Source organism: Comamonas sp. BIGb0124, assembly GCF_003752175.1.
Lineage (GTDB): Bacteria > Pseudomonadota > Gammaproteobacteria > Burkholderiales > Burkholderiaceae_C > Comamonas_F.
Window position 1 is genome coordinate 98600 of the sequence record NZ_RJVF01000009.1, and the last position, 25747, is coordinate 124346.

Sequence of the window (25747 nt, forward strand, 5' to 3'; positions counted from 1 at the left end):
ACCATGACTCACTTTTCTCGTGGATCGCGTGCTGTCGGCCGTCGCATCGCAATGCTTGCACTGGTGGCCGGTTCGATGGGTCTGGCTTCGTTGGCACGTGCCGACACGCTGGACGACGTGATGCGGACGCAGACGCTGCGCGTGGCCATCACGCTCGACTACCCGCCTTTCGGCTCGGTCGACACCGATCTGACCCCGCGGGGTTACGACGTCGATTTCGCCCGGCTGGTGGCCCAGGAGCTCGGCGTGAAGCTGGAGCTGGTGCGTGTCGTCCATGCCAGCAAGATCCCGACGATGGTGACCCGCAAGGCCGATCTGCTGCTGAACCTGGGGCAAAACGAAGAACGCGCCAAGGTGGTGGACTTCAGCCAGCCCTACGCGCCCTATTACGTCGGGGTGTACGGGCCTGCCGACATGGCGGTCAAGTCGGCGGCGGATCTGGAGGGCCACCTGATCGGCGTGACGCGAGGCACGATCGAAGACCAGTTGCTGACGCGTCTGGCTCCGCCGACTGCACGCCTTCAGCGCTACGAGGATCACGCAGCCACGATCGGCGCGTTCATCAGCGGACAGGCTCAACTGATCTCGGTGGGCAATGTGGTCGCGGCAGAACTGGCGACCCGGCAGTTGCCACGTGCGCCGCAAGAGAAATTCCTGCTGATGAATTCGCCGGTGCGAACCGCCGTGACGAAGGGCGAAAGCCGGCTGCTCGAGCGCGTGAACGCCGCGATCACGTCGATCAAGCAGCGTGGCCAGCTCAACGAGCTGGCCAAACAATGGCTCAAGCAGCCTTTGCCCGCCGACTTCTAGAGCGCACGGGGGCGAGGCCCGGGCCCGGGCCGACGGCTCATTCGGGCTGGATGCCCGCATCGCGGGTCAGCTTGACCCAATGCTGGCGTTCCCTGGCCAGCATGCCGTCCATGTCGCCCGGTGAGCCTGCGCCGCTGACGATGGGGCCGATGGTCCGGATCTTGGCGGCCAGCTCGGGCTGGGACAGCACCGCATCGAGTTCGCGGTTGACGCGCGCGACGATGGCGGCGGGCGTGCCCGAAGGTGCCACGAGGCCCATCCAGCCCGAGAAGTCGAAGTCGGGCACGGTCGCTTCTTTCACCGTGGGGATGGCTTCGAGGCCGGCCACACGCTCTGCCGATGTCACGGCCAGCACGCGCAGCCGGCCGGCCTTGACCATGGGCATGACGGCGGGCACATCGCTGACGAGCACGCCCAGTTGCCCGCCCACCGCATCGCTGATTCCCGCGCCCACCGAGGTGTAGGGGATTGCATTGACCTCGATGCCGGTCTGCTTGGCCAGGAACAGGGTGACGAGTCCGCCGAATGTGCGCGGCCCCTCGTTGGCCACGGCCAGCTTGCCGGGGTTGGCCTTGGCGTAGGCGACGAGATCCGCAAGCGTGTGGAACGGCGAGCCGGGATGGACCGAGACCGCGAACGGCACGACGCCGACCATGCCCACCGAGGTGAAATCCTTGCGCGGATCGTAGGGCAGGCTCTTGAACAGGAAGGGGTTGGTCACCAGGGCTGCGGCGGTGGTGAAGTAGAAGGTGTAGCCGTCGGCGGGCGAGCGCGCAGCGGCCTGGGCTCCGATGGCGTTCTGGCCGCCGGGCTTGTTGTCGACGATGATGGGCTGGCCCAGCCGCGTGCCGAGCTCGTTGCCGATGAGGCGGGCGACGGCATCCGGCCCCGAGCCTGCGGGCTGCGACAGCACGAAGCGGATGGGTTTGGACGGCCAGTCCGGCTGCGCCCAGGTTGGCGTGGCCGCGCACAGCGCAGCGGTGGCTGCGATCCATGAAAGGCAGTGTCGACGTTGCATGGTTTGTCTCCTGTCGTTTTATTGAAGGTCTGGCGGCATGGGCCTGCCGTCTGGCATCTCGTTCATCGGTTGCGGCGTGCGTTGCGCACCGGGTGCATGCCGGTGCGCCGCCGAGGGTGTCTCAGGGCAGGCCCAGGAAACGCCGCGCGTTGCCGTGGCGCAATGCGGATCTCTCGCCGGGGTCGGCCAGTGCGTGTTCGATGCGCAGGGTGGGCTGCGCGTCGTGGAAATTGAAGGGGTAGTCGGTGCCGATCATGAGCTGGCCGGCGCCGAAGCAGTGCACCAGGTGTCTGAGGGCCGGTTCGTCGAAGACCAGGGTGTCGTAGAAGAACCGGCGCGCGGCCTGCGTGGGTGACTCGTGCAGCGTGTCGCGCAGGGCCGGGAAGGTCTTCCATCCCTGCTCGAGCCGGGGCAGCAGCGAGGCGAGCACGCCGCCGCCATGGCTGAAGGCGATGCGCAGATCCGGACGGCGCGCCAGCAGCCCGCCGGTGATGGCCGAGGCTGCCGCCAGCCCCACGTCGGTGGGGTAGGCGAGCACTTGCTGCAGGGCCGCCGGACCGACCAGCCGATCCATGCCGGCCGGCCTGAGCGCATGCACGAAGACCGCGACGTTCCAGGCCGCACAGGCCTCGAAGAACGGATCGAGGGCGGGGTCGCCGATCGGCAGGCCGTTGATGTTGCTGCCGATCTCGATGCCGGGCATGCCCAGCGTGTGAACCACGTAGTCGAGTTCGCGGATCGCCAGGTCGAGGTCTTGCAGCGGCACGGCGCCCAGGCCCAGCAACCGTCCGCCGGACCGATCGGCCATGGCGGCGATCTGGTCGTTGAGGTAACGCAGGAGCTGCTGCGCATCGGCGGCTTGCATCCAGTACGACAGCAGCTCGGGCATGGGCGAGATCACCTGGATCGCCAGGCCCATGCCGGGCAGGTCCTCCAGCCGGCGGCCGACGTCCCAGCAGCGGTCGGACACGGTGCGGTACACCTTGCCCGCGATCATCACATGCCGGTGGCAGGCGTGTGCGGGCGCCATCGACGGCCAGTCGCTCGGCAGCCGGGAGCCGATGTAGTGCGGGAAGTGTTCGGGGATCACGTGGGCATGCACATCGATGCCGCCGCTGGCCCCGACGCCGCAGCACGGCGCGCTTGCGGAGGGATGATTCATGGTGAGTGCCGTCCGGTCGATGGAAGGGCGGGATCAGGCTTCTTCGGCAACGACGGTGTTGCGCAGGATGCCCAGGCGGTCGATCTCGACCTCGACCACATCGCCGGGCTTCATCCACAGCGGCGGATTGCGTTTGGCACCGACGCCGCCGGGCGTGCCGCTGACGATCACATCGCCGGCTTCGAGCCGGGTGAAGGTCGAGCAGTATTCGATCTGCCGTGCGAGGTCGAAGATCATCTGGCTGATGGTGGCTTCCTGCACCACGCTGCCGTTGAGGCGGGTCTGCAGCCGCAGGTCGTCCAGCGGGCCGAGTTCGTCGCGCGTCATCAGCCAGGGGCCGAAGGCGCCGGTGCCGACGAAGTTCTTGCCCGGTGTGAACTGGTGCGTGTGGCGCTGGAAATCCCGCACGCTGCCGTCGTTGTAGCAGGCAAAGCCGGCGATGTGGTCGAAGGCGTTTTCTCGGGCGATGTAGCGGCCGGGCCGCCCGATGACGACGGCCAGCTCGCCTTCGTAATCCAGCTCGACGGAGACCTTGGGCCGGACGATGGGCGCCAGGTGGCCGACCTGGCTGTTGGCGTAGCGCGCAAAGATGGTGGGGTGCTCGACCTCGGAGCGGCCCGTTTCCTTGCGATGCGTCTCGTAGTTCAGGCCGATGCAGAGGATCTTGTCTGGATTCGGGATCACGGGCAGCCATTCGACTTCGGCCAGCGGGACGGCCGGGGCCTGTGCGGCGGCTTCCTGCACGCCGGCGAATCCTGCGGCAACCGCGGCCTTGAGATCGGCGTAGCGCTGGCTCAGGGCCGCACCGGTGTCGATGAACCGGTCGTCCTGGACGACGCCCCAGGTGACACGGCCGTGGAGGAGGACGGTAGAGAGTTTCATGTGATGACTCCGTTGGAAAGGGTGTTCAAGGGGCCGGCGCTCAGGCCAGTTCGGTTTGCAGTGCGATCGACTGGCGGGACAAATCGGCCATGTCCACGGCCACGCCATACACGTAGTGGTCGGGGCGCACCCATGCCGCACAGGCCGAATGGCGGTCGAACCATGCCGCCACCACGCCGTCGGTTTCATGCACGGTCAGGACATCGGAATCGGCATCGGTGTCGGCATTCACGTCCGAAGCGGCACGCGCATCGCCCGACCCGTCGTCGAACCCATGCGCTGCGACGACCGAGATCAACCGCAGACCGGGAACCGCCGCCGCCAGGCCGGCCACTTCGGCGTGCGGCACGCGGCGGCCGTCGACGACCAGGCGCCAGCCGGTGCCTGCGATCTGGTCCATCAGGCGGCGGCCGTGTCCATCGCGCACGGCAGGCTGCGGAAACAGCATGCCCTTGGCCGGGCTGTCGGCAGCCAGCAAGCCGGCTTCCAGCGGCGGCACGATGTCCTGCCGGGTCACGGTCAGCGGCTGCCCGTTGCCGGCGGCCAGAATGCTGGCGTCGCGCTCGTGGGCCGCCTGGGGATCGCGCTCGCAGATCGTCTGCCCGATGGCCTTGATCTTGCCGGTCAGCGTGCGGACATGGCGTTTGCGTTCGACGGTGTAGGAGTCGAGCAGCCGCGGCGAGGACTGGCCGCGCATGACCCGGTCGAGCTTCCACAGCAGGTTGGCGACATCGCGCAGGCCCTGGCACATGCCTTGCCCGATGAACGGCGGCTGCTGGTGTGCGGCGTCGCCCGCGATGAACACACGGCCACGCCGCCAGTCGTCGGCCACCAGCGCGTGGAAGCGGTAGGCCGCGGCCCGCCACAGTTCGCCGTCTTCGGGCGTGAGCCATTTCGACAGCAGCGGCCAGACGGCATCCGGCTGTGCCATCTGCAGCGGGTCTTCGCCGGGCAGCAGCATGATCTCCCAGCGCCGGTGGTTGCCCGGGCCGACGATGTAGCTCGCAGGCCGTGCCGGATCGCAGAACTGAGCGGAATTCTGCGGCAGGCCCGCCAGTGCATGGGGTTCGACCTTGACGTCGACCACCAGCCACGGTTCGTCGAAGACCAGGTCTTCCAGCGCGATGCCGGCCAGCCGGCGGACCGTGCTCGAGGCCCCGTCGCAGCCGATCACGTAACGGGCCCGCACGTTGGAGGTCTGGCCTTCGCTGTCCCTGAGGGTGGCCAGGACGTCTTCGCCGTTGTCGACGAGGTCGATCAGTTCGGTGGACAGCGCCACCGATACCGAGTCGAACGACTGGGCATGGCGGCGCAGGGCAGCTTCCACCGGCGGCTGCGTGAACACCATGCTCGGGGTATAGCCCATCGGGTACGGCGGCTGGACCATGTCGATGCGCCGGATCAGCTGTCCCCGGGCTCCGAAGTGCTCGGACACGGTGAAAGGCGTGACATAGGGCTGGACATCGGCGGCGATGCCCATGTTGTCGAAGAGCCGCATGATCTCGTGGTCGAGCGCGATCGCCCGGGGCCGGTCGTAGATGTCGGCGAGCCGGTCGATGACCCGGGTGCGGTAGCCGAGTTGGCCCAGAAGGCCGGCGGCCACCGCGCCGCTGGGGCCGAAGCCGACCACCAGCACATCGTAGCGTGTGTGTTGTTCCATGTTGACATCCATTTGCCGCTGTGCGGCCGATACACCTGCCGCCTGTCAGCCGGCAAAACCGATGGCCAGCTGGGCCTTCTTGCAGACCTCGCTCTTGGGCGGCGCAATGCCCCAGTGGTCGGTGCGCCCGGGCGGCCAGGTCCATTCGTCGGGGCCTCTGAAGCGGTAGCTGTCGTCGACCTGCAAGACCTCGGCGGTGTATTCGACGACCACGCCATGGGGGTCCACGAAATAGGCAAAGACGTTGTCGCCGGGACCATGCCGCCCGACGCCCCAGCCGATGGGGCAGCCGCCGTCGACGACGCGGCCCGAACCCCGCATCACGGACTCGAGGTCGGGCATCAGAAACGCGATGTGGTTGAGTCCGTCGACCGGTGCTTCGGCGAGCACGACGGCATGGTGGTCGTCGTTGCAGCGCAGGAAAGCCATCATCCGCGAGCGGTCGGTGATCTGGAAACCCAGGACGTCCCGGTAGAAGGCCGCCAGGCCGTCGGGGTCGGGTGTGTTGATGTTCACGTGGGCGAGCCGCTGGACCTGGTTGGGCACGGCCGCCGATGTCTTGCGGCGGTCGCCGTGCACGAATTCGAGGGTGCTGCCCCGGGGTTCGCGGATCACGCAGCGCAGGCCGCCGGATGGCGCATCGGCCGGGCCGATGTCGCGCACGACCGTGCAGCCACGGTCGATGCAGCGGGCGAGCAGGGTGGCGAGGTGGTCTTCGGAGGCCGCTCGGAACGTGGCCTTGCGCAGCTCGGACCGGTCGCCGGCCTTGAGCTCCAGCACGTGGAAATCGTCGCCGGTGGCGCCGAGGAACACCTTGCCGGCCTGCTCGGCGACCACTTGCAAGCCCCATATGCGGGTGTAGAAGTCGACGGAGCCGGGCAGATCGGGAGTCGACAGTTCCACGCTGCGCAGCGCGGTTATCGGAAAGCCATGCATACAACGCCTTTTCGGTCTGGTTTGTCTCTGGCGCAATCCTAGGGGGGCGTGTATATCCTGTATACGGCTTTTGATCGATCTGTAAAATCGGTTTCATGGATATCAGAAAAGTCGATCTCAACCTGCTGGTGCTCTTCGACGAGATGTCGCGGCTGCAGAGCGTGAACCGCGCGGCCGAGGCCATGGGCTTGAGCCAGTCGGCAACCAGCGGCGCTCTGGCCAGGCTGCGCGAGATGCTGGGCGACCCGCTGTTCGTTCGCACCGGATCGGGCATGCTGCCGACCCCCAAGGCCCAGCGGCTGGCGCCGACGGTGCGCAGGCTGGTCGAGACCATCCAGACCGAGGTGCTGCACGCGCCCGTCTTCGATCCGGCGACGGCCAGGCGCCAGTTCACGGTGCTGACGCCCGACATCGGCGAGGTGGCGTTCCTGCCGGCGGTGCTGAGACGGCTGCAGAGCGAGGCCCCGGGCATTCGGCTGCGGGCGATGTCCAAGTCGCGCGACGAAGCGGCCCAGGCACTCGAGCGCGGAGAGGCCGATCTGGCCATCGGCTTCTTTCCGGATCTGCAGCGTGCGGGCTACTTCCAGCAGGCGCTGTTCGTGAGTTCATACACCTGCATCACGCACGCAGACACCGAGCTGGCCAGTCCGCGCCTGAGCCTCAAGCAATACCTTGCGGCACGGCATGTGGTGGTGCGGCCGGACGGCCGCGAGCATCTGCTCGACCAGCATCTCGAGAACAAGGGCTGGCAGCGGCAGGTCACGCTCGAGCTGTCGCATTTCCTCAGCCTGCTCGAGCTCCTGCCCGACAGCGGGCTGATCGCGACGGTGCCCGACGACATCGCCACGGTGCTGGGGCATCACATCCGGCTGCGCGAACTGACGTTGCCGTTTCGGCCGCCCGAACTCAGGATCCAGCAGTACTGGCACGGCCGCATGCACACCGATCCCGCCAACCGGTGGCTGCGGGGCCTGATCTACGCGGTCAACCGGCGAGACAAGGGCGGCAAGATGCGTTGACGCCTCAGTCTGCGCTGTGGATGCCCTGCTCGGCCAGCACGCGGTATTCAGACGGCGTGCGGCCGACGCCGCGCCGGAAGACCCGGCTGAAGTACGCCGAATCCGCGTAGCCCAGTTGCTCGGCGATCTCGGAGACGGAGAGCGGTGTGTAGGCCAGCAGCCGCCGGGCCTGCAGCAGCAGCCGGTCGTTGAGCACCGTGAGTGCGCCCAGGCCCCAGGCCTTGCGGCAGGCTCTGCTGAGATGGTCCTGCCCGACGCCGAGCAAGGCGGCATAGTCGCTCAGCGGCCAGTGCTTGCCGTAGTGCAGTTCGACCAGGGCCTTGAAGCGGCGGGCCAAGGCGTCGCGCGTGTCGTAGCGTTTCTCGCCGACGGCCTGCGCACCGTACAGGCGGCCGGCCTGCACGGCCATGAGGGTGGTCAGAGCGCACAAAGTCTGCACACGCCCCGGGTGCGCGCTCTCGAACTCCTCGGCGATCTGCTCGAAGCCGATGCGCCATCGTTCGGCCTGCACGGCGCAGGGGTGCAGCATGAACGAGCCGTTCAGCCATTGCTCCAGCACCGGGGTCTGCGCCAGCCATCGCGCCAGCGTCGCCGAGGGGAGGGTCAACTGGTGTCCCACGGCATCGTGCGAGTACTGGAAGCCGTGCATGGAGCCCGGCGCCATCAGAAAGAACACGGGCGCGCAGCCGCTGACCTGCCGGTCGTCGATGCGCCCCTGGACCGATCCTTCCGTGAGGTACTGCAACTGGTGCAGGCCCTCGTGGCAGTGCATCGGGATGGTCCAGTTCATGGCGGCGAAGCGGGTCGCGACCGGTTCGTAGTGGACGCAGTCGTCCGGCTGGTCGTGACGGACCTCGCGGAACGGGACGGGGCGGATGGCCTGGGTTTCCAAGGTCATGGACATGCAGCAGAAGATGTCGGAAAAGTACCGGCAACAGGGTGCTTTGTCTATGGGCTTTTTCCTGAGGGGGCGGCACAGTCGAGTCACATGCACGGCATGCCGCGACGACAAGAACAGGAGACAAAGACACCATGCATCGGAGATCGCTACTCGAAAGAAGTCTGGCACTGGGGCTGCTCGCCCCCGCTCTGCCGGCCCACTCGCAAGCTCAGAAAACGGCTTTCATCGTGTCCGGCTTTCCGGCGGGCGGCATGGGCGATCACGTCGCCCGGCCCCTGGCCGAGAAGCTGCGCGGCGTGTATGCCCAGAACGTCGTCGTCGACAGCAAGGTCGGCGCGGGCGGCCGGATCGCCGTGGATTATGTCAAGAGGGCGGCGCCGGACGGGTCGACCATCCTGCAGATTCCCAGTTCGCCGATGACGCTGTACCCGCATACCTATCGCAAGCTGGGTTACGAACCGCTGGCCGATTTTGTACCGGTCGCCAGCACGGTCTCGTATGCATTCGTGCTCACGGCCGGCCCCGGGGTGCCCGACGACGTGAGGACGCTGGCGCAGTATGTGCAGTGGGTGCAGGCCCATCCCCGGCTGGCCAGCTACGGCGTTCCCGCGGCCGGCTCGGCCCTGCATTTCGTCGGCATGATGCTGGGCGCACGTTTGGGCGGCAGCTACACGGCGGTCCCCTACAAAGGCGGTGCACCCTTGCTCAACGACGTGCTCGGCGGGCAGATCCCGGTCAGCATCAGCGTGCTGGGCGAAGTCATGCCCTATATCCGCAGCGGACGGCTCAGGGGACTGGCCGTCTCCAGCCCCGTGCGTTCGCGTTTCCTGCCCGAGATCCCGACCTTCGTGGAGCAGGGCTACGACGACATCGCGGTCGAGGAGTGGCTGGGCTGGTTCGTTCCGGCCAAGACGCCGGCAGACACCGTCACCCGTCTCAACGAGCGGGTCGGGCAGGGTCTGCAGGATCCCCAACTGATCGATGCGCTCGCGGCCAGCGGATTGCAGCCGCTGCACCAGACGCCGGCCGAGTTCGCGCAGCGGGTCCGCACCGACTTCGATCGCTGGGGGCCCATCGTCAAGGCATCCGGCTTCACGGCAGAGGACTGACATGCACCCAGAATTGACCGGTGCACAGGCACTGACCCGCGTGTTGCTGGGCGAAAGCGTCCGGCATGTCTACGGCATCGTCGGGGGCAAGCTCAGCCCTCTGCTGCATGCCGTTTCCCAAGAGCCGGCGCTGCGTTATATCGGCACCCGGCACGAGGCGGCCGGCCCCATGATGGCTGCGGCGACCTATGCCGCCACGGGCCGGCTGGCGGTCGCCCTGGCAGAAATGGGCCCCGGCGGTCTCAACCTAATCTCGGGTCTGGGGGTGGCCTTCAACAACAACCTGCCGTTGCTGGCGATCACCACCAACCAGCACCGCGCGGCCGCCTATCCCCACAACGGCATGTTCATGGATCTGGACACCGTCGCCGTCAGCCGCCCCATCACGAAATGGAACGCCGTCGTCCACGATGCCCGGCGCATCCCCGAGATCGCCCGCCGTGCCATTCGCGAAGCGTTGAGCGGCCGGCCCGGTCCGGTGCACCTGGATATTCCGCAGGATGTGCTCGACCAGCGCTGCCGCTACAGCGAAAGCGAATTCGATCTGACCCCGGCGCGATACCGGTTCACCGGACGCATCCGGCCCGATGCCGACGGCGTGGCGCGAGCCGTGGACGTGCTGGCGGATGCACGCCGGCCGCTGATCGTCGCCGGCGGCGGCGTGATCGCCAGCGAGGCCGGCGAGCAGATCCGGCAGCTCGCGGCGCGCCTGCGGTGCCCGGTCGTTCCCACCCAGATGGCGCTGGGCGTGGTGTCGAGCGAGAGCCCCCATTTCATCGGCCACGGCGGCTTGATCGCGGGCCCGCCGATACGCGAGGCTTTTGCCGAGGCCGATGTGATCTTGAGCGTGGGCTGCCGCTGGTCGTCCTGGATGTGGGATGAGCACGGACCGCTCGCACGCCGCACGCACCGCACGATCGCCATCAACCTCGATGCCTCGGCTCTCGGGCATCCGGCGGTCCACGAGGTGGCCCTGCAGGCGGACGCCCGCGCAGCGCTCGGCGACCTGCTGTCGGTGGGCGGTGAGCGGCTGTCGCAAGGGCGCGACCCTGCGTGGTTGGAGCGCATGCGGGAGGCCCGTCGCGCGCACGAAAAGACGCTGGCCGATCTGGCCGCCGACGACGCCCCGGCCATGCATCCGGCGGCCCTGGCGCGCGAGATCGCCGCGGCGTTTCCCCGCGATGCGCTGGCCGTGTACGACGGCGGCCACACCTCGTTCTGGAGCAACGACTTGACGCCTGTCCACGACGTGCGCACGCGTTTTCACGAGCCGGGCATGAGCCACCTGGGTTTTGGCCTGCCCTACGCGATGGCGCTCAAGGCCAGTCACCCCGACAGGCCGGTGCTTCACATCACGGGGGATGGCTCGTTCGGTTTCTCGATGAACGAGCTCGACACGGCCCGCCGCTACGGCCTGGCGGTGGTGACGATCATCCACAACAACGAGTCGTGGGGCATCATCCGGGCCGGCCAGAAGAGCAGCCGGGGCTTCGAGTTCGGCACCTCGCTGTCGGGCACGGACTACGCGGCCATCGCACGCGGTTTCGGCTGCCATGGCGAGACCGTGACGACCCCGGCCGAGGTCGCCCCCGCCATGGCCCGTGCACTGGCCAGCGGCAGGCCTGCCGTGCTGGATTGCCGGACCGCCTTTGTGCCCCATCCCTGCATGCCGCTGTTCGGCAGCATGAACCGCTACAGCTTCGAAAGCCTCGTTCCCGGAGGCTGACCGACCCCGTCCGCAGGCCCCCGCCTCGACATCCCTGCAACGCCGATACACGGCACGACTGCTGCCCAACCCCCATGACCTCACTCACTCTCGATCAAGCCCAGACCCTGCTTCGCGCGGCCCTCGCCCGGGCGCGTGAATCCGGATTCAAGCCCATGGGCATCGCCGTGCTCGATGCCGCCGGCAACCTCAAGGCCTATGCGCACGAAGACGGCGCCAGCATGTTCCGTTTCGACATCGCCCGGGCCAAGGCCTGGGGCGCGGCCGGCATGGGGGTCTCCAGCCGCATCCTGGCCGAGCGGGCGAAGGACAATCCGAATTTCTTTGTCTCGCTCTCCGCCACGGCCGCCGGGAAATTCCTGCCCCAGACCGGCGCCGTGGTGATCAAGTCGGCCGACGGCACGGTCATCGGCGCCATGGGGGCCAGCGGGGGCACCGGCGACGAGGACGAACTGATCTGCATCGCGGGTGTCGAGGCCGCAGGCCTGCTGCACGGCTAGGCGCCGAGCCCCGGGGCTCAATCCGCCTGGATGCCCGCGTCCTTGATCACCTGGGTCCACTTCGAGATCTCGGCGCGGTTGAAGGCGTCGAACTGTGCCGCCGAGCCGGTCTCGACGATGGCGCCCCGGGTGGCCAGCTTGTCCTGCACATCCGGGCGGGCCAGCGTTTTCTGCAGCTCGGCGTTGAGGCCCTGAGCTTGCCGGCCTGGATATGGGCCAGCACTTCCAACGGGTTGATGGACATGAAGGAGATGCGGCCGCCGAGCAGATCGGTGATGGCCGGGCTGCCACCCTTGTAGGCCACGGGCACGACGATGACCAGCGGCGCGTAGCCGATCTTGCCGATGGCCGTGAAGTCGGCGCCGGGATCGAAGCCCAGATTCTTGAACAGGGCGCCGTTGCTGGCCAGGGTGGGCGAGGCCGTCAGCAGGGTATAGCCGTCGGCCGGCGCCCGCGCCACGGCCGACATGCCGATGTTGGTGGATGCCCCGGGCTTGTTGTCGACGATGACGGACTGGCCGAGTGCCGTGGCCAGCTCCTGCGTGACGATGCGGGTCACGATGTCGACCCCGCCGCCCGGCGCATAGGGCACGACCACGGTGATGGGTTTCGACGGATAGGCCTGCGCCAGCGTCGGTGGCAGGCTGATGGAGCACGTGCGCCAGATTTCGAAAGACAAGACCGATCTTTTCTGAGGCCAGGCCGCTCACTGCTGCGCTTCCAGCGATTCGATCAGCAGCTCCATCGCCGGATTGGCGGAGGATGACGGTTCAGCTTGCGCCCATCTCCGGATCGCTCCAACCGTCCGTTCCGGTTTCGAGGCGGCCGGCAAACCGGCGTTCGAAACCGTTGTCCATCGTGACCGTGAAGTCATACCAGCTGTGCGAAGCGGCCAGCGACCAGCGTGGCTCCACTTGCATGCCGGGATCGACGCGGTAAGTCCAGGGACCGTCCTGGCGGTAGGCATTGGCGGTCACCGTCAATTCGGCCACATCGTCGCCCATGTTCATGAGCGTCAAGTAGACGGCGTTGCCGGCCGTGTCGTAGCACACGCGGATTTCAGGATTGGCACCTTGTCCGAGCCCGTTCAGGTTGCCCTTGAAGTGTCGATGGTAGCCATTGGGGCCCAGAACCCAGAGGCTGTAGTTGCCGGAGGCCGTCGATTCGACTTTCCAGCGGTCCGACACCATCTTCTCTGCTTCGACGGTGTAGCGCTTGGGATAGCGTGACAGATTCAGCTCGTCGTAGACATGGAACACGGCACCCTGCGAGCCGGTGTTGCTGAACGTCAGCCAGACCTCTTGGGTTGCGAGATCGACATTGGCACTGGTGTGCAACTGGTAGGGCAACGCGCGGGAGCGGCGAACGAGCAATTCTTGCGTCGGCAAGGGTTGCGAGCCGAAAGCCGGGACGGGTACGCTGCCCGATGCGACCTGCTGCGCATGCAAGGCATCGGCCTGTTCCTTGGTGGGCGCGGTGACCAGCGCGGGCTTGTTGGCGTTGGGATTGCGAAAGTCGAAGCACGACAGCATGTCGCCGAACACCGTCCTCCGCCAGGGGCTGATGTTGGGCTCCAGCACGCCGAAGCGCTGTTCCAGAAAACGCAGCGTCGAGGTGTGATCGAACGCTTGGGAGTTCACCCATCCGCCCACGCTCCAAGGCGAAATCACCAGGGTCGGCAGTCTGGGACCGGCACCGAACGGACGGCCATCCGGTGCGATCTTGTTGGACGATCCGGGAGGGGCCTGCATCGTGTAGAACTCCCTCTCGATGTCCACGGTCGACTTGCCCTCGTACGTCCCGTCGTCGTTGCGCCAGGGCGGTGCGGGCGGCGGCATGTGGTCGAAGAAGCAGTCGTTCTCGTCGTAGTTGACGATGAGCACGGTCTTGCTCCAGATCTCGGGCTTGGCTGTCAGGATATCGAGCAGGGTCTGCAGATACCAGGCGCCCTGACTCGGCACCGACATGCTGGGGTGCTCGCTGTAGGCCCCGGGCGCGACGATCCAGCTGACCTGCGGCAGTGTGCCCAGTGCGATGTCGTCCGCAATGGCCTGGAGGAATCCGCCGTCGGGCATGGTGTTGCCATAGCCCTTGTACAGCGGGGAGTACGACTCCAGGGTCGCCGAGTAGGCCGTGTTGGGAGAACCCATCGACTGCAGGCGTTCGTTGGTTTCGCGGTAGGCCGCAAATGCAACGAGCTGGTTGTTGTTGCTGTTGTTGCCGGGCTTGTTGTAGACCTTCCAGCTCACACCGGCCTGCTGCAGGCGTTCGGGATAGGTCTTCCAGGTCAGACCCTCCGCAGAAGGCCCCAGGCCGCCCCAGTTGGCGTTGGTGACACAGGCGTAGTCGCCGACGTTGGCCCCGTTGGATCCGCTCCACAGGAACATGCGGTTGGTGAAGGTGCCTGTATTGATCGACGTGTGGTATGCATCGCATACGGTGAAGGCATTGGCCAGTGCCCAATGGAAGGCCAGATCGGACTGCTGGAGATAGCCCATGGCGACGTTGGTGTTTTTGGCCCGCGGCCAGGCGGACATCCGTCCGCCATCCCAGGCGGCCTGCTGATCCCGCCAGTCGTGGGCGCCGCCGACCCTCAGGCCGTTGCCCTTGGTGGCATCCAGGTAATAGGGCTGTACCGGGCCGGAACTGCCCTGCTGAACCCAGACGGGGTTGCCCGATGCCATCGGGATGGTGAAGCGGTCGCTGAAACCACGCACGCCGGGCAGGGTGGCGTAGTAATGGTCGAACGACCGGTTTTCCTGCATCAGGATGATGACGTGCTCGACGTCATGGATGGTGCCGGTCGCGTTGTGGGCTGGAATGGCCAGCGCTCGTTGGATGGCGGGCGGGAAGGGGCTGAGCGCGGCGCTCGCGGCGGCTGCCCGAAGGAAGTTTCGACGGTTGACTTGTGTCATGGCTGTGTCTTTTCAAGGCGTGGGCTGCCGGCGCTTCAAGGTGCGCAGTCCAGTTGCGTATTGAGGAGCGGCGGCTGCACCGTCTCGCCGGTGGGCGCGGTATCGCAACCCTTGGCCGGCTGCACGGCGATGGGCGCCTGAACGTCGGACGCGCCGTCTGCGGCGGTCGTGGGCCGAGGGGAAGCGACCGGACTGGCCGGCTCGTCTCCGCCACCGCAGGCCGTGACGAGCACACCCGCCAGGATGGCGACTGCAAGCGTGCGGCCCAGGGTCATGGCCGTGTGAAGGGCGACGCGGTTTCGCGAGGGGGTCTCTGTCATGTTGGGTCTCACTGGAGGGGCAAGGTCGACAGCGGCTTGTTCGACAGGAAGATGGATTGCAGCTCGTCGTCGGTCAGCACGCGGTTCCACATCGCCAGGTCGCCGAAGATCTGTTGGTAAGTCGGGGCAGTTGCGCACTTGCCGGCGAAGTAGGGCGGTGTCACGGAGCCATTGCACTTGTTCATCAGGTAGGCCCCCGAGCCGTCGTCCCCGATGCCCCACTGCGGGAAGGCGGACAGTTTCGACAAGTCCACGCTGCCAGTCGACTTGTTGCTCACGACCTTGGAGGAGGTGCGGGTCACCGGATCGTGGACATAGGCATTCATCGTCCGGCCGACGCCATCCACCGAGAACGCCAGGTAGACCCAGCGGTCGACGGTGATCTGCGTATAGGGGCCGGTCGGTCCGTCGGCTCGCACACCGCCGCCCGATCCGATGTTGAACGCGATGCCGCACTGGTTGCCGGAACTCGAGAACATGCCGATGGCCACACCGGCGTTGCCGCCGCTGACGTAGTTCTTGTTGGCAAGGATCGTCACATTGCTCTTGCTCACGCAGGTCGGGGCCTTGAACCAGAATCCGATGGTGAACTGCGGCGTATTGCCCTTCGAGATGTCGAAGCCCGTTTTGGGCGTCAGTTTGTAGGCTTCCAATCCTTCGGGGGTCACGTAGTCGGTGTCGATGAGCAGGCCGTGCGTGCCGGTGAAAGGCCCTGGAACGACCAGTCCGGCCTGGGCCGGCAACTGCGCGGAGAACGGTGCCATCTCGCTGTTGCCCTTGGCGTCGACAGGCGGCAAGCTGGCGCCGAACGGGTAGTAGGTGACCAGGCCGTTGGCGAGCGTGGGGGCCAGCGGAACGGGTGGCAGATAGGTCAGCGGCGGACTGAGGGTCGAACGCGATGCGGCGCCTGCCGCGGTCTTGGCCGTGATCGTGTAGTTGAACGCGTATGTGCCCTTGCCCGGCAGCGTGGCCGCGACGCTTTCGTCGGTATACGCGGTGCTTTCGGCGGGCAGGTCGCTGGCAATCGGCGTGCCATCCCGCAGGATGGAGACCGAGGCCCCTTGGGGAGCCGCCCAGCTCAGCTCGACCCGCGCTTCGGACGACTGGTTGTCGGCCACCGACGCGGTCAGCTGGGTCACGGCCGGTGCGCCGATGAGAGCGGCACCGTCGAGCGCATGATTTTCCGCAGGCGGCAGGCTGTTCAGATGGGCCAGCAGCGTGGGCGCGATATCGGCAATGCCGGTGTGCGTGTACAGCGTGGCCAGCTCGTCGGGCCGTTCTGCCCCGACCCCCAGCGTGCCGGTGTTCGGTGCTTCGTTGAGCGCGACGAATGTGGTCGACTCGGGAATCAGGGGCAGTCCGTCGTCCTGGCTGTTGTCGCTGAGTCCATGGTTGCCGGTGACCACCACGAGCCAGCGATCCGAATCGCGCCGCGCCGCCGCCTCCAGCAGTTGACCCACGGCACGATCGAGCGATACCAGCGTGGCTGCATATTCCGGCGATGCGATGCCATGGTTCAACGCTGCATCGCTGGCCGCGTGATATTGCGCCAGGACGCTGGCGTACGTCCCTGCGCCGATCATCTGCTCGGCTTGACCGGTCACACACGCGGTTGCGGTCGCGCTGCTGCCGCAGTCATACAGGGTATCCAGCGCCCCGGTTTCATGCAGAGGGGACAGCATCTTCGCCAGGCCCGTCGAGGCGACGACGGCACCGGTGCTGCCGATGCGGTCGTCGATGCGGGCGAACACGGTCTGCCCTGAAATGACCTGCTGCGGGGCGGCCGACAGCACGCGGTGCCGATGAGCCCACTGCCCCGTCAGCAGTGTCGCCCAGCCCGGCGCATCGAGTGTGGGCTGCTGGCTGGGCGATCCGGCGACGCCGCCGCTGTAGGCCATCTGCAGATGAAGTCGGGCCAGGTTGGGCAGTTGCCCTTGCGCGATGCCGCGCTGTACGGCGTCGTAAGTCGCAGCGTCGAGGTCGATCAGCAGGGTTCGATTGACGGTCGGTCCGGCCGGAACTTCCGTCGTCGGGGGCTGGACCGGCGGCTCTGCTTCGTCGCCTGCACCTCCGCTACCGCCGCCGCAAGCGGCGAGCACCAGCGCCAAGGCGGCACCGGTGGAGCCCCAGCTTCGCCGCCGGAGCGATCGCGGAAACCGCACCGGGCCAACCGGTTCTTGGCCGTTGAAAACGATGAACGACGCTGGGGCGTTCAGGGAGGAATCGACAGATACTCTGGACATAACAACTCATCGTGCTTCGACCTCACGTCCGGGACGTGGTCGTTTCTTGGGAGGCTCGTCAAGCGGGGTTCATGCTTGCGAGGGCGGGATCGAAAGAAAACGGTGTTCAGGGCCAAGGCCGTCGTCTGCCGGCTTGCCCGAGGGCGTTTATCGGGCGGGCGTATCGGGGGTGGCCCCGTTGCGCATGTGGCGGGCCAGCTCGCGCAGCACACCCGGCAGCTCGGCCACGCTGCGGATGACGGCGTGCGCGCCGGCGGCCTTGAGCTTGTGTTCGGCCTGGGCCATGCGGCGGTCCACTTCGTCCACGGGGGCATCGGCGAGCTCCTGCAGCGAGTAGCCCACCTCGTTGCCGGACAGGCTCAAGCCGATGCTCCACATGCCTGCCCTGCGGCCTTCCTCGATGCCGGGAACCGTATCGTCCACCTTGACGCAGGACCTGACGTCGCCGATCGCGAGGGCCAGAACATTGGCCAGCGCCATGTAGGGGCCAGGTCGGCCCCCGGCTTCGAGCTCGTCGCCGGCCACGACATGGTCGGGCGCAATGCCGGCCTCGGCGGCCTGGGGCAGGAGCCGATCCAGCACCACGCGCGGATAGCCGGAGCACGATCCGATCTTGATCCCTTGCGACCGAAGCCACTGCAAGGTCTCGGCGGCGCCGACGATGGGTTCGGAGTATTCACCCACCTTGGCGATCTGCATCGGCATGAAGCGTTCGTAGACGGCATCGATGTCTGCAGAGGTGGGTTCCCGATTGAAACGGTCCTGCCACTGGGCACGGATGACCGGCTCCTCGAGCAACTGGTGGATGTGCTGCCATTTGGAAAGACCCATCGGACCCCGGGCCTGCGCGAGCGTGACCTCGATGCCGAACGCTTGGAAAGCCTCGACGAAGATCTGAGTGGGCGCCAGCGAACCGAAGTCGACCAGCGTGCCCGCCCAGTCAAAGATGACGGCTTGCAGCGGCGACAGATCGCCGCACGAAACGGCGGAGCCGGACAGAGAGACTGCGGGAGAGGACTGAGTGTGAGTCTGGGACATGATCGCGGGTCGGTTGAAGAGAGGGGGGAAGGCAGTGCAGGGGCAGGAGGCAGGCGCTGCTCATGCGTGAACCCCTGCGCGTATGAAGTTGCGGCCGCGCGGTCCCTGTGCAGCGTGGCGCATCATCTGGTCCCACTGATCGGCTCCCACGCCGTAATGGGCAGGGTCCGTCTCCACCCCCAGTTCATGGAGGAAGGTCTGCAGACGGGCGACGGCGACGTCACGCGAAGCGGTCTCGAAAATCGACAGCAGAGCCTCGTCGGCGGCGGCGTCGGCGCCCAAGGCCAGCTCCAGCACGCGGGGCAGGCTGAACGAGCAGGCGATGCCGTGCACCACGCCGTGCTGCAGGGTGATCTCGTAAGACAGAGAATGTGCAAGCGCGGTCTTGGTGTTGGAAAACGCCAGTCCGGCCAGCACTGCCGCTTCGGCCATTTCGGCGCGCAGGGCGAGGTTGGCGGTGTCGCGCATGAGTGCAGGCAACACGTTCATGATGCGGCGGGCAGCGGTCACGGCCAGACCGGTCGAGACCGGATTGCGGTTCACGTTCCAGATCGACTCCAGCGCGTGCGACAGTGCATCGAGTCCGCTGGCCAGCGTGGTTCCGCCGGGCAGGCTGAGCATCAGCTCGGCGTCGAGCACCGCTGCTTCCGGCCAGGTCCAGGGTTGGTGAAGGGAGTGCTTGCGGCCGGCCCGCCGATCCCAGATCGTGGCCCAGGGCGTCACTTCGCTGCCGGTGCCGGCCGTCGTCGGCACGGCGATCAGGGCTCTGTGCGCGCCGGCGGGCAGGATTTCTCCGGCCTGGAGCGAGGCCAGCAGTTCGTCGAATCGACCGGTCGGTGTCCTGCACATCAAGGCCTTGGCCGTGTCGATGACGCTGCCGCCGCCCAGCGCGACGATGCAGGGTACGTCGGCCTGCTCGCGCTGGACGCTGTCGTAGAGCGGACCCAACCAGTCCACATCGGGGTTGGGCTGGACGTCCTGGATCACGCGCACGAGTTGCGCGCCCAGCATCGCACGCACCCGGTCGAGCAGCCCGATCTCCTGCGCCTCGGCGAATGTCACGAGGATGCAGGTGCGCCCGGCGAGGATTGCGGGCAGTTGCTGGATTCCGCCAGGCTTGGCAAAAATCTTGACGGGGTTGTGAAAGATCCACTCCATGGGATGCCTTGTCGTCGAAAGTGAAAGAGGGTCGGGGGGCGCCCACGGCTCCGCTGCCCGAGTCCGGTGTCGTCAGGAAAGGGCCTGGCCTGGAGGCCGGCTCGGGTTGCGGTTCGGGGAGGTGCCGAGTGGCAGGTGGCGGCGAGGTCAGGGGGCCCCGCCGACCGGCAGAGTCAGTGCCGGCTACCGCGCTGGATGCGCTGTCGCAGAAGGTTGGAGAGCATGTCGGCCAGGATGACCATCGCCGTGATCAGAATGATGCAAGTCGCGGTTTCCTGATAACGGAAGAGTTTCAGGCTGCTCACCAGTTCGAACCCCAGACCGCCGGCGCCCACCATGCCGAGGACCGTGGCCGAGCGAAGGTTGACTTCGAAGCGGTACAGAATGACCGCGATCCAGGCCGTGATGGCTTGCGGAACGACGCCGAACACGATGATCTGGAGCTGACTGGCGCCTGCGCTGCGCAGGGCTTCGAGCGGCCCGGCGTCGATCTCCTCGATGCTTTCGGCGAAGAACTTGCCCAGCATGCCCATGCCGTGCAGTGCCAAGGCGAGGACGCCTGGGAAAGGCCCCAATCCCACGGCAGAGACAAAAACCAGCGCAAGGATCAGTTCGTTGATGCTGCGTATCACGTTCAGGAATTGCCGGGTCGCGATGCGCAGCCCGTTCCATCCATGGAGGTTGCCGGCTGCAATGAACGAGAGCGGCAGTGCCAGAACGATGCTGAGCAACGTGCCCCAGACCGCAATCTGGATCGTCTCGATCGCGGGTTTCCAGAGACGGCTCAGGATGGTCCAGTCCGGGGGAAAGGAGCGCGAGAGAAAGTCGCCGATCTGAGGCAGGCCGTTGGCCAGTTCGCCCCAGCTCATCTGCGAGCCTTCCGCGCTCCATTGCAGCAGCCACCCCAATGCGAGAGCCAGCGCGGCATAGGCCAGCCATCCCGTCGGCCCTTCGGGGCGGGCAGCGGTCCATCGGTAGGCGTTCGTCGGTGTAGCGGTGTTCACGAGAGGCCTCCGATGATCGAGGTCTGCAGCCGGCCATCGGCCTTTGCGGACGGTTCGGGGTGAACCAGGGGGTGATAAATGGCTTGCAAGGCCGGCTCCGTCAGGCCCTCGACCGTGCCGTCGTAGACCATGCGGCCGTGTGCCAGACCGACGATGCGATCGCCGAACTCCCGGGCATAGTCGACCTGGTGCAAGTTGCAGACCACGGCAATGCCGAGCTCGCGCGTGGCATCGCGCAGGTATTGCAGCACCGTGCGTGCGGTCTTGGGGTCCAGGCTGGCCACAGGTTCATCGGCCAGGATGACTTTCGGCTGTTGCGCCAGGGCTCTTGCGATGCCCACACGCTGCATCTGCCCGCCCGAGAGCGCCTCGGTTCGCTCATCGACCTTGTGGGACAGGCCCACCCGATCCAGGCACTCGCGAGCCAGATCGAGATCGGCCTGGCGGAACAGTTGGAACACAGACGGGAGGGTCGGCAGGGCGCCCAGCCGTCCGGTCAGCACGTTTTTCAGCACGGACAGGCGGGGAACCAGGTTGTGATGCTGAAACACCATGGCCGCCTGGCGTGCCAGGTCTCGACGCGAGTGCCGTGCCATGAGGTCGATGCCCCCCACCTGCAGCGTGCCGCTGTCCGGCCGGGCCAGTCCGTTCATGCAGCGCAGCAGCGTCGACTTGCCGGCACCCGACAGGCCGAGCATCACGACGAACTCGCCAGGCTGCACATCGAGATCGATTCCGTGCAGGACCTGATTGCTGCCGAAGCTTTTGCGCAGTTGGCGCGTGTGGATCATTTCATCCGTCCGAGGTCGAGTTTCAACGATCTTGCGGTCTGCCGCACGACGTCGTAAGCCTGATCGTTGGTCGGGGCAAAGCCGTTGAGCACGCCTTGGTCGCCCCAGGGCAGATCCTTGATGTCTGCCAATGCGGCCGCCACCTTCTGTTTGGTCGCCGCATCGAGGCTCTTGCGCCAGACCATGGGCGACTCGGGAATGGGCTGCGAACGCCAGACCACCTGAAAGTCGTCGGCCTTCACCACGCCCTTGGCAATGGCCGAGGCGAGGATCCGATCGGCCACCGCCGCACCGTCGACCTTGCCATTGGCCACGGCCATGATGTTGGCGTCGTGCGAGCCCGAGAAAATGACACGCGAGAAGTACAGGTCGGGATCGTAGCCCTCGGCCAGCAGACCGGCCTTCGGAAACAGGTGGCCCGATGCAGAGCTGGGATCGACGAACGAGAAGGTCTTGCCCTTGAGCTTGGCCACGCTGTCGAGCCCGGAGTCCTTGCGCGTGATCAGCAGGCTCTGATACGAGCTGGTGCCGGTCTTCTTCGTCACGGCGACGGCGAAGGCTTCTGCGTTTGCCACCTCGCTGGCCAGGACATACGAGAACGGGCCCAGATACGCGATGTCGAGTTTGCCGGAGCGCAGCGCTTCGATGACGCCGTTGTAGTCGTTGGCGACGAAGGGCCGCACCTTCATGCCCGACTTCTCGGCCAACTGATCCATGATCTGCTGGCTGGCCCGAATCATGGCCTGGGCGTCTTCCGAAGGGATCAGGCCGACGCGCAGTTCGGCGGGCTGGGCGATGGCGGAGGAAAAAGCAGTGATCGAAAGCGCTGTTGCGCAGGTCACCTTGATCCAAGCGAGGCGAGTCATCTTCATGGGTTCTCCTGGTAGCGGTTGTGTTGGGGGATCGGTCAGCCGCAATAGTAGGGACGACATATTTCTTTCATATGAAAGTTTTAAATTCCTATGCGTACCAATCCATAGGAAGAACCTTTAGATGTCTCTCGCCCGGTATCGCGCCTTCGTCGCCGTTGCCCATCAGGGTTCCATGAGTGCCGCGGCCAGATCCTTGAATGTCAGCCAGCCGACGATTTCCGCGCAGATCAATGCCCTGGAAGCGACCAGCAAGGTGGAATTGTTTTATCGCCGGGGCTATCGGATGAGCCTGACCAAGGCGGGGGAACAGCTCTTCGCCATGGTGCAGCGCATGTTGACGATGGAGGCGGAGGCGGAGTTTTTTCTGAGAGATTCGGGGAAACTCAATCAAGGTGCGTTGCGCTTGAGCGCGGTCGGCCCTTTTCATGTCATCGAGATGGTTTCCGCCTACCGAAAGCAATACCCGAGCATGAAGTTGTCCATTCGCATGGGAAACTCGCAGCAGGTGTTGTCGGATATCGAGCGGTATACCACCGACATCGGGGTGCTGGCCGGGCTGCACAACAGCGACCATCTGGAGGCCGTTCTTTACGCCCATCACCCCATTATCCTGTTTGCGCATCGGGAGCATCCACTTTCCCGGTACGATCAAGTCCCGCTTGCCAGCCTGGCCGGAATGGAGTTGCTGCGCCGGGAAGAGGGCTCCACCACACAGGCCACGCTGGATGCGGCCCTGGCCGAAGCGAAGGTTCAGACAAAATGTGCGCTGGAGGTCGGCAGCCGGGAAATGTTGCGTGAAGCCGTGGCCCGAGGTCTGGGTATCGGCGCTGTTTCCGAAGCCGAATTCATACCGGATCCGAGATTCAAGTCCATCCGGATTACGGGCGAGCCCGCAGCCACGAAGACCTATATTTATTATTCCAGGGAGCGCCGGGACAGCCTGCTCATCCAGTCCTTTCTCACCGCAATCGAAAATAGAAATCACCCGTTGCGATAAGGTTGGGCGTGCCCGCGTGCGGCATCGTCTCGGGGTGACGGGGTTGCGATGGCGCTTTCGGGTTGGCCTGAAAAGGCATGGTCTCGGCAGACCATGGCGCTGCCGATCAAGAAATATTTACCTCGTTTTCAACGGACGGAAGGTGTGGATGGGCCTTAAGATTCAGCCTGTCCGCTCGGATCGAGCAGAGAACGAATGCCACCTGTTTGTCAGGGTTGCAGGAATGACGGCCTTTTCGATATGTTGCTGTGCAATAGGCCTTGATATTATTTGACTATTCTTCGCACTTGAGTTGCCTGTGAATAGTATGCAAAGATTTATTTATTGGCATCGATCTGGTTCGCGATGGCGGTGCATGTGAGGGTCACCCGCATGACGCATGGGCGAACGGTTTGGCCGGTGCCACACGGCATCGACGGACCCCGATGCCGTTCAAGGTCTGTCGGGGCCTTTTCTGCGTTCGATTCCGTTTCCCCCAAAATTCCCCAAGAAAGATCCGTGTGATGGCTGATGAGTGTGTCTTCTGTCGTATCGCTGCCGGTTTGGCGCCTTGCCACAGGATATGGGAGGACGACCGGCACCTGGCATTTCTGTCGATCTATCCGAATACGCCGGGATTTTCGGTCGTCATCACCAAGGCCCATCATTCCAGCCACGTGTGCGGGCTGGATGGCGAGGTTTTTCTGGACTTGATGGGGGCGGCCAAGAAAGTGGCGTTGCTGCTGGAGGCCTCCTTGGAAGGCGTCGGGCGGACGGGGCTGATTGCGGAGGGGTATGGAATCGACCATGCCCATGTCAAGCTGTTCCCCATGTACGGCGCCCCCAGGCACTGGAAACCTGTCCGATCGAAGATCGACAAGTTCTTCAATTGTTATGAAGGGTATATCTCGTCGCATGACGGCGCGCGGGCCAGCGACATGGAGCTGCAGGTCATGGCCGAACGAATCAGAACCCGCTGGCGACAGGGCTAGCGGGACTGCGTGGCCGGCTCGGGTCGGCCGGTCAGCCGAAACGCAGCGCCATGATGCCGGCCACGATCAGACCGACGCCGAAGGCCTTGGCCGGGCCGAAGGGTTCGCGCAGCCACAGGGTGCCGAGCAGGGCGGCGAACAGCACCGACGTTTCGCGCAGCGCCGCGACCACGGCCACGGGCGCGCGGGTCATGGCCCAAAGGGCGATGCCATAGCTGCCCAGCGAGGCCAGGGTGCCCAGGCTGGCCATGTGCCAGCGGCGGGCCATGTACGTCCAGGCGCCCTGGCGCCCGGCGGGGCCGCGCTGCCACAGCACCAGCAGCATGTAGGGAATGCCGTCGAGCAGGAACAGGGCCGCCACGTAGGCCGTGGCGTCGCCCGAGGCCCGTACACCCAGGCCGTCGATCACGGTGTAGGCCGCGATGATGGCGGCATTGCCGAGGGCAAAACGAAGCGCCTTGCTGCGTTTGGCCGCGGGTGCCGATGCGGTACGGGAGAGGCCCAGCAGCAGCACGCCGATGCAGATGACGGCGACACCGCACCAGGCTTGCCACGAGATGCTTTCGCCGAGCAGGCCATGGCTGCCGAGCGCCACCAGCAAAGGGGCGCAGCCGCGCATCACGGGATAGGTGAGGCCGAGGTCGCCGTGCCGGTAGGCGCCTGCCAGCGCGATGTAGTAACCCACGTGGACCAGCGTGGAGGCCAGGATGTAGGGCCAGGCCGCGGAAGCGGGCAGCCCCGTGACGATCAGCATCGGCACCGCGAAGACGACCCCGATGCTGTGGATCAGCGCGGTATCGAGTTCCTTGTCGGTCGACGACTTGATCAGCGCGTTCCAGCTGGCGTGCAGCAAGGCGCCGAAGAGCACGGCCAGCACGACGGTTCCGCTCAGTCCCATGCCGAGCTCAGGCGGTGACCGTTCGGCGCAGCGTGCGCGACGGTGCCGGCGTGGCGACCGGGGCCGGGGCCGAATGCGGTGCGCGCCGGGCTTCGTAATTGAGCCGGGTGCGCTCGCGGCTGTTCATGACGTGGTCGTGCATGGCCTGTCCTGCGGCCTCGGCGTCGCCTGCGGCAATGGCCTTGACGATGGCGCGGTGCTCACGCGAGTAGACGGCCATCGACTCCTCGGTGAGGTTCTGCCGCCGGAACAGCGAGAGCTCGTTGACCAGCTTGCGATAGGTGCTCAGCAGCTTGGCGTTGCCGGCCAGTTCGAGCAACCGGTCGTGGAACCGGAGGTTGAAGCTGTGGTAATCCTGCGCATTGCCGCCCTTGACGGCCTGGTCCATGGCCTCGACGAGCTGGCGCAGCTCGCGCACCTGCGTGGTGTTGGCGGTTTGCGCCACTTTGCGGCCCACGTACAGGTCCATCACCGCGCGGACTTCGAAGATCTCGAGCGCTTCTTCGATCGGCACGTCCCGCACGAACACACCACGGTTCTTTTCGGTACGGACCAGGCCGGCTTCCTCGAGCAGCCGGAAGGCTTCGCGCACCGGTCCGCGCGAGACGCCGAGCTGGTCGGCGAGCGTGGATTCGGTGAGCTTGGCCCCGGGCAGCAGCTGGCCGTCCAGAATCATGCGTTCGATTTCGTTCTGCACCAGCTTGGGCAGAGAATTGCCCTGGAGTTGTGCGATGGTGAGGTGGGGAGGGAAAGCAGTCGACATGTCCAAATCGTACATCTCAGAGTGAAGATTGTCTACGATCTACGATCTGCAATC

At 65.9% G+C, this 25747-nt stretch carries 24 protein-coding genes; 7 read left to right on the forward strand and 17 right to left on the reverse strand.

The genetic code is table 11. From position 1 onward, the window contains the following. Positions 1-3: 3 nt before the first annotated feature. Entirely contained in the window at positions 4-810 is an 807-nt protein-coding gene (locus tag EC845_RS06700) for a transporter substrate-binding domain-containing protein (RefSeq protein WP_123296482.1), read from the forward strand. 37 nt (positions 811-847) lie between these two features. Here EC845_RS06700 and EC845_RS06705 read toward each other — a convergent pair whose 3' ends face one another. The 5 genes from EC845_RS06705 to EC845_RS06725 all read right to left on the reverse strand — a co-directional run bounded on the left by EC845_RS06705 (position 848) and on the right by EC845_RS06725 (position 6468). Then, complete coding sequence (locus EC845_RS06705) at positions 848-1828, reverse strand: tripartite tricarboxylate transporter substrate binding protein (protein ID WP_123296484.1); 981 nt, start codon at positions 1826-1828, stop codon at positions 848-850. Positions 1829-1949: 121 nt separating this feature from the next. Then, positions 1950-2990 carry an amidohydrolase family protein gene (locus EC845_RS06710; RefSeq protein WP_123296486.1) on the reverse strand — a complete coding sequence of 347 codons (1041 nt, stop codon included), beginning with the start codon at positions 2988-2990 and terminating at the stop codon, positions 1950-1952. A gap of 33 nt (positions 2991-3023) precedes the next feature. Continuing rightward, positions 3024-3872 carry a fumarylacetoacetate hydrolase family protein gene (locus tag EC845_RS06715; RefSeq protein ID WP_123296488.1) on the reverse strand — a complete coding sequence of 283 codons (849 nt, stop codon included), beginning with the start codon at positions 3870-3872 and terminating at the stop codon, positions 3024-3026. Between the two features lie 40 nt (positions 3873-3912). After that, complete coding sequence (locus tag EC845_RS06720; RefSeq protein WP_123297932.1) at positions 3913-5532, reverse strand: bifunctional 3-(3-hydroxy-phenyl)propionate/3-hydroxycinnamic acid hydroxylase; 1620 nt, start codon at positions 5530-5532, stop codon at positions 3913-3915. Positions 5533-5577: 45 nt separating this feature from the next. Continuing rightward, complete coding sequence (locus EC845_RS06725) at positions 5578-6468, reverse strand: VOC family protein (RefSeq protein WP_123296490.1); 891 nt, start codon at positions 6466-6468, stop codon at positions 5578-5580. 95 nt (positions 6469-6563) lie between these two features. On the opposite strand from EC845_RS06725, the gene EC845_RS06730 reads away from it, so the two are divergent. After that, on the forward strand, positions 6564-7487 hold the full coding sequence (locus EC845_RS06730; RefSeq protein WP_123296492.1) for a LysR family transcriptional regulator: 924 nt from the start codon (positions 6564-6566) through the stop codon (positions 7485-7487). 4 nt (positions 7488-7491) lie between these two features. Here the strand turns inward: EC845_RS06730 and EC845_RS06735 are convergent, their stop codons facing one another. Next, positions 7492-8391, reverse strand: coding sequence for a helix-turn-helix domain-containing protein (locus EC845_RS06735; protein ID WP_123296494.1), 900 nt, complete (start codon positions 8389-8391; stop codon positions 7492-7494). 128 nt (positions 8392-8519) lie between these two features. Between EC845_RS06735 and EC845_RS06740 the strand changes: the two genes are divergently transcribed. The 3 genes from EC845_RS06740 (at position 8520) to EC845_RS06750 (ending at position 11723) form a co-directional block, all read left to right on the forward strand. After that, on the forward strand, positions 8520-9497 hold the full coding sequence (locus EC845_RS06740; RefSeq protein WP_123296496.1) for a Bug family tripartite tricarboxylate transporter substrate binding protein: 978 nt from the start codon (positions 8520-8522) through the stop codon (positions 9495-9497). Position 9498: 1 nt separating this feature from the next. After that, positions 9499-11223 carry a thiamine pyrophosphate-binding protein gene (locus EC845_RS06745; RefSeq protein WP_123296498.1) on the forward strand — a complete coding sequence of 575 codons (1725 nt, stop codon included), beginning with the start codon at positions 9499-9501 and terminating at the stop codon, positions 11221-11223. A 74-nt stretch (positions 11224-11297) separates the two neighbouring features. Then, positions 11298-11723: a heme-binding protein gene (locus EC845_RS06750; protein WP_123296500.1), complete on the forward strand. Its 426-nt coding sequence runs from the start codon at positions 11298-11300 to the stop codon at positions 11721-11723. A 46-nt stretch (positions 11724-11769) separates the two neighbouring features. Here EC845_RS06750 and EC845_RS06755 read toward each other — a convergent pair whose 3' ends face one another. The 9 genes from EC845_RS06755 to phnD form a co-directional block, all read right to left on the reverse strand. Further along, positions 11770-12402 (reverse strand): tripartite tricarboxylate transporter substrate binding protein, encoded by a 633-nt coding sequence (locus EC845_RS06755; RefSeq protein ID WP_123296502.1) that lies wholly within the window; start codon positions 12400-12402, stop codon positions 11770-11772. 91 nt (positions 12403-12493) lie between these two features. Then, positions 12494-14638 (reverse strand): phosphocholine-specific phospholipase C, encoded by a 2145-nt coding sequence (locus EC845_RS06760; protein WP_123296504.1) that lies wholly within the window; start codon positions 14636-14638, stop codon positions 12494-12496. Positions 14639-14673: 35 nt separating this feature from the next. Next, on the reverse strand, positions 14674-14958 hold the full coding sequence (locus tag EC845_RS06765; RefSeq protein WP_148077263.1) for a hypothetical protein: 285 nt from the start codon (positions 14956-14958) through the stop codon (positions 14674-14676). An 8-nt stretch (positions 14959-14966) separates the two neighbouring features. Next, positions 14967-17201: an alkaline phosphatase family protein gene (locus EC845_RS06770; RefSeq protein WP_123296508.1), complete on the reverse strand. Its 2235-nt coding sequence runs from the start codon at positions 17199-17201 to the stop codon at positions 14967-14969. Positions 17202-17348: 147 nt separating this feature from the next. Next, complete coding sequence (gene phnX, locus EC845_RS06775; RefSeq protein ID WP_123296510.1) at positions 17349-18239, reverse strand: phosphonoacetaldehyde hydrolase; 891 nt, start codon at positions 18237-18239, stop codon at positions 17349-17351. 60 nt (positions 18240-18299) lie between these two features. Continuing rightward, positions 18300-19397: an iron-containing alcohol dehydrogenase PsrA gene (gene psrA / locus EC845_RS06780; RefSeq protein ID WP_123296513.1), complete on the reverse strand. Its 1098-nt coding sequence runs from the start codon at positions 19395-19397 to the stop codon at positions 18300-18302. A gap of 173 nt (positions 19398-19570) precedes the next feature. Continuing rightward, the gene (gene phnE / locus EC845_RS06785; protein WP_123296515.1) at positions 19571-20401 is read right to left on the reverse strand and encodes a phosphonate ABC transporter, permease protein PhnE; all 831 of its coding nucleotides are present in this window, start codon (positions 20399-20401) and stop codon (positions 19571-19573) included. Then, positions 20398-21192: a phosphonate ABC transporter ATP-binding protein gene (gene phnC, locus EC845_RS06790; protein WP_123296517.1), complete on the reverse strand. Its 795-nt coding sequence runs from the start codon at positions 21190-21192 to the stop codon at positions 20398-20400. Before phnC ends, phnE begins: the two co-directional genes overlap by 4 nt. Further along, the gene (phnD, locus tag EC845_RS06795; protein ID WP_123296519.1) at positions 21189-22064 is read right to left on the reverse strand and encodes a phosphonate ABC transporter substrate-binding protein; all 876 of its coding nucleotides are present in this window, start codon (positions 22062-22064) and stop codon (positions 21189-21191) included. The genes phnC and phnD overlap by 4 nt, the downstream gene beginning before the upstream one ends. A 121-nt stretch (positions 22065-22185) precedes the next feature. On the opposite strand from phnD, the gene EC845_RS06800 reads away from it, so the two are divergent. Then, the gene (locus tag EC845_RS06800) at positions 22186-23061 is read left to right on the forward strand and encodes a LysR substrate-binding domain-containing protein (RefSeq protein WP_123296521.1); all 876 of its coding nucleotides are present in this window, start codon (positions 22186-22188) and stop codon (positions 23059-23061) included. A gap of 503 nt (positions 23062-23564) precedes the next feature. Beyond that, positions 23565-24032, forward strand: a complete 468-nt coding sequence (locus tag EC845_RS06805) for an HIT family protein (RefSeq protein WP_123296523.1) — start codon at positions 23565-23567, stop codon at positions 24030-24032. Between the two features lie 31 nt (positions 24033-24063). On the opposite strand, the gene EC845_RS06810 is transcribed toward EC845_RS06805, so the two are convergent. Together EC845_RS06810 and EC845_RS06815 are read right to left on the reverse strand one after the other, a co-directional pair. After that, positions 24064-24930 (reverse strand): DMT family transporter, encoded by an 867-nt coding sequence (locus tag EC845_RS06810; RefSeq protein WP_123296525.1) that lies wholly within the window; start codon positions 24928-24930, stop codon positions 24064-24066. Positions 24931-24937: 7 nt separating this feature from the next. After that, a complete protein-coding gene (locus tag EC845_RS06815) occupies positions 24938-25693 on the reverse strand; it encodes a phosphonate utilization associated transcriptional regulator (protein WP_123297934.1) in 756 nt (251 codons plus the stop codon). Positions 25694-25747: the final 54 nt, after the last annotated feature.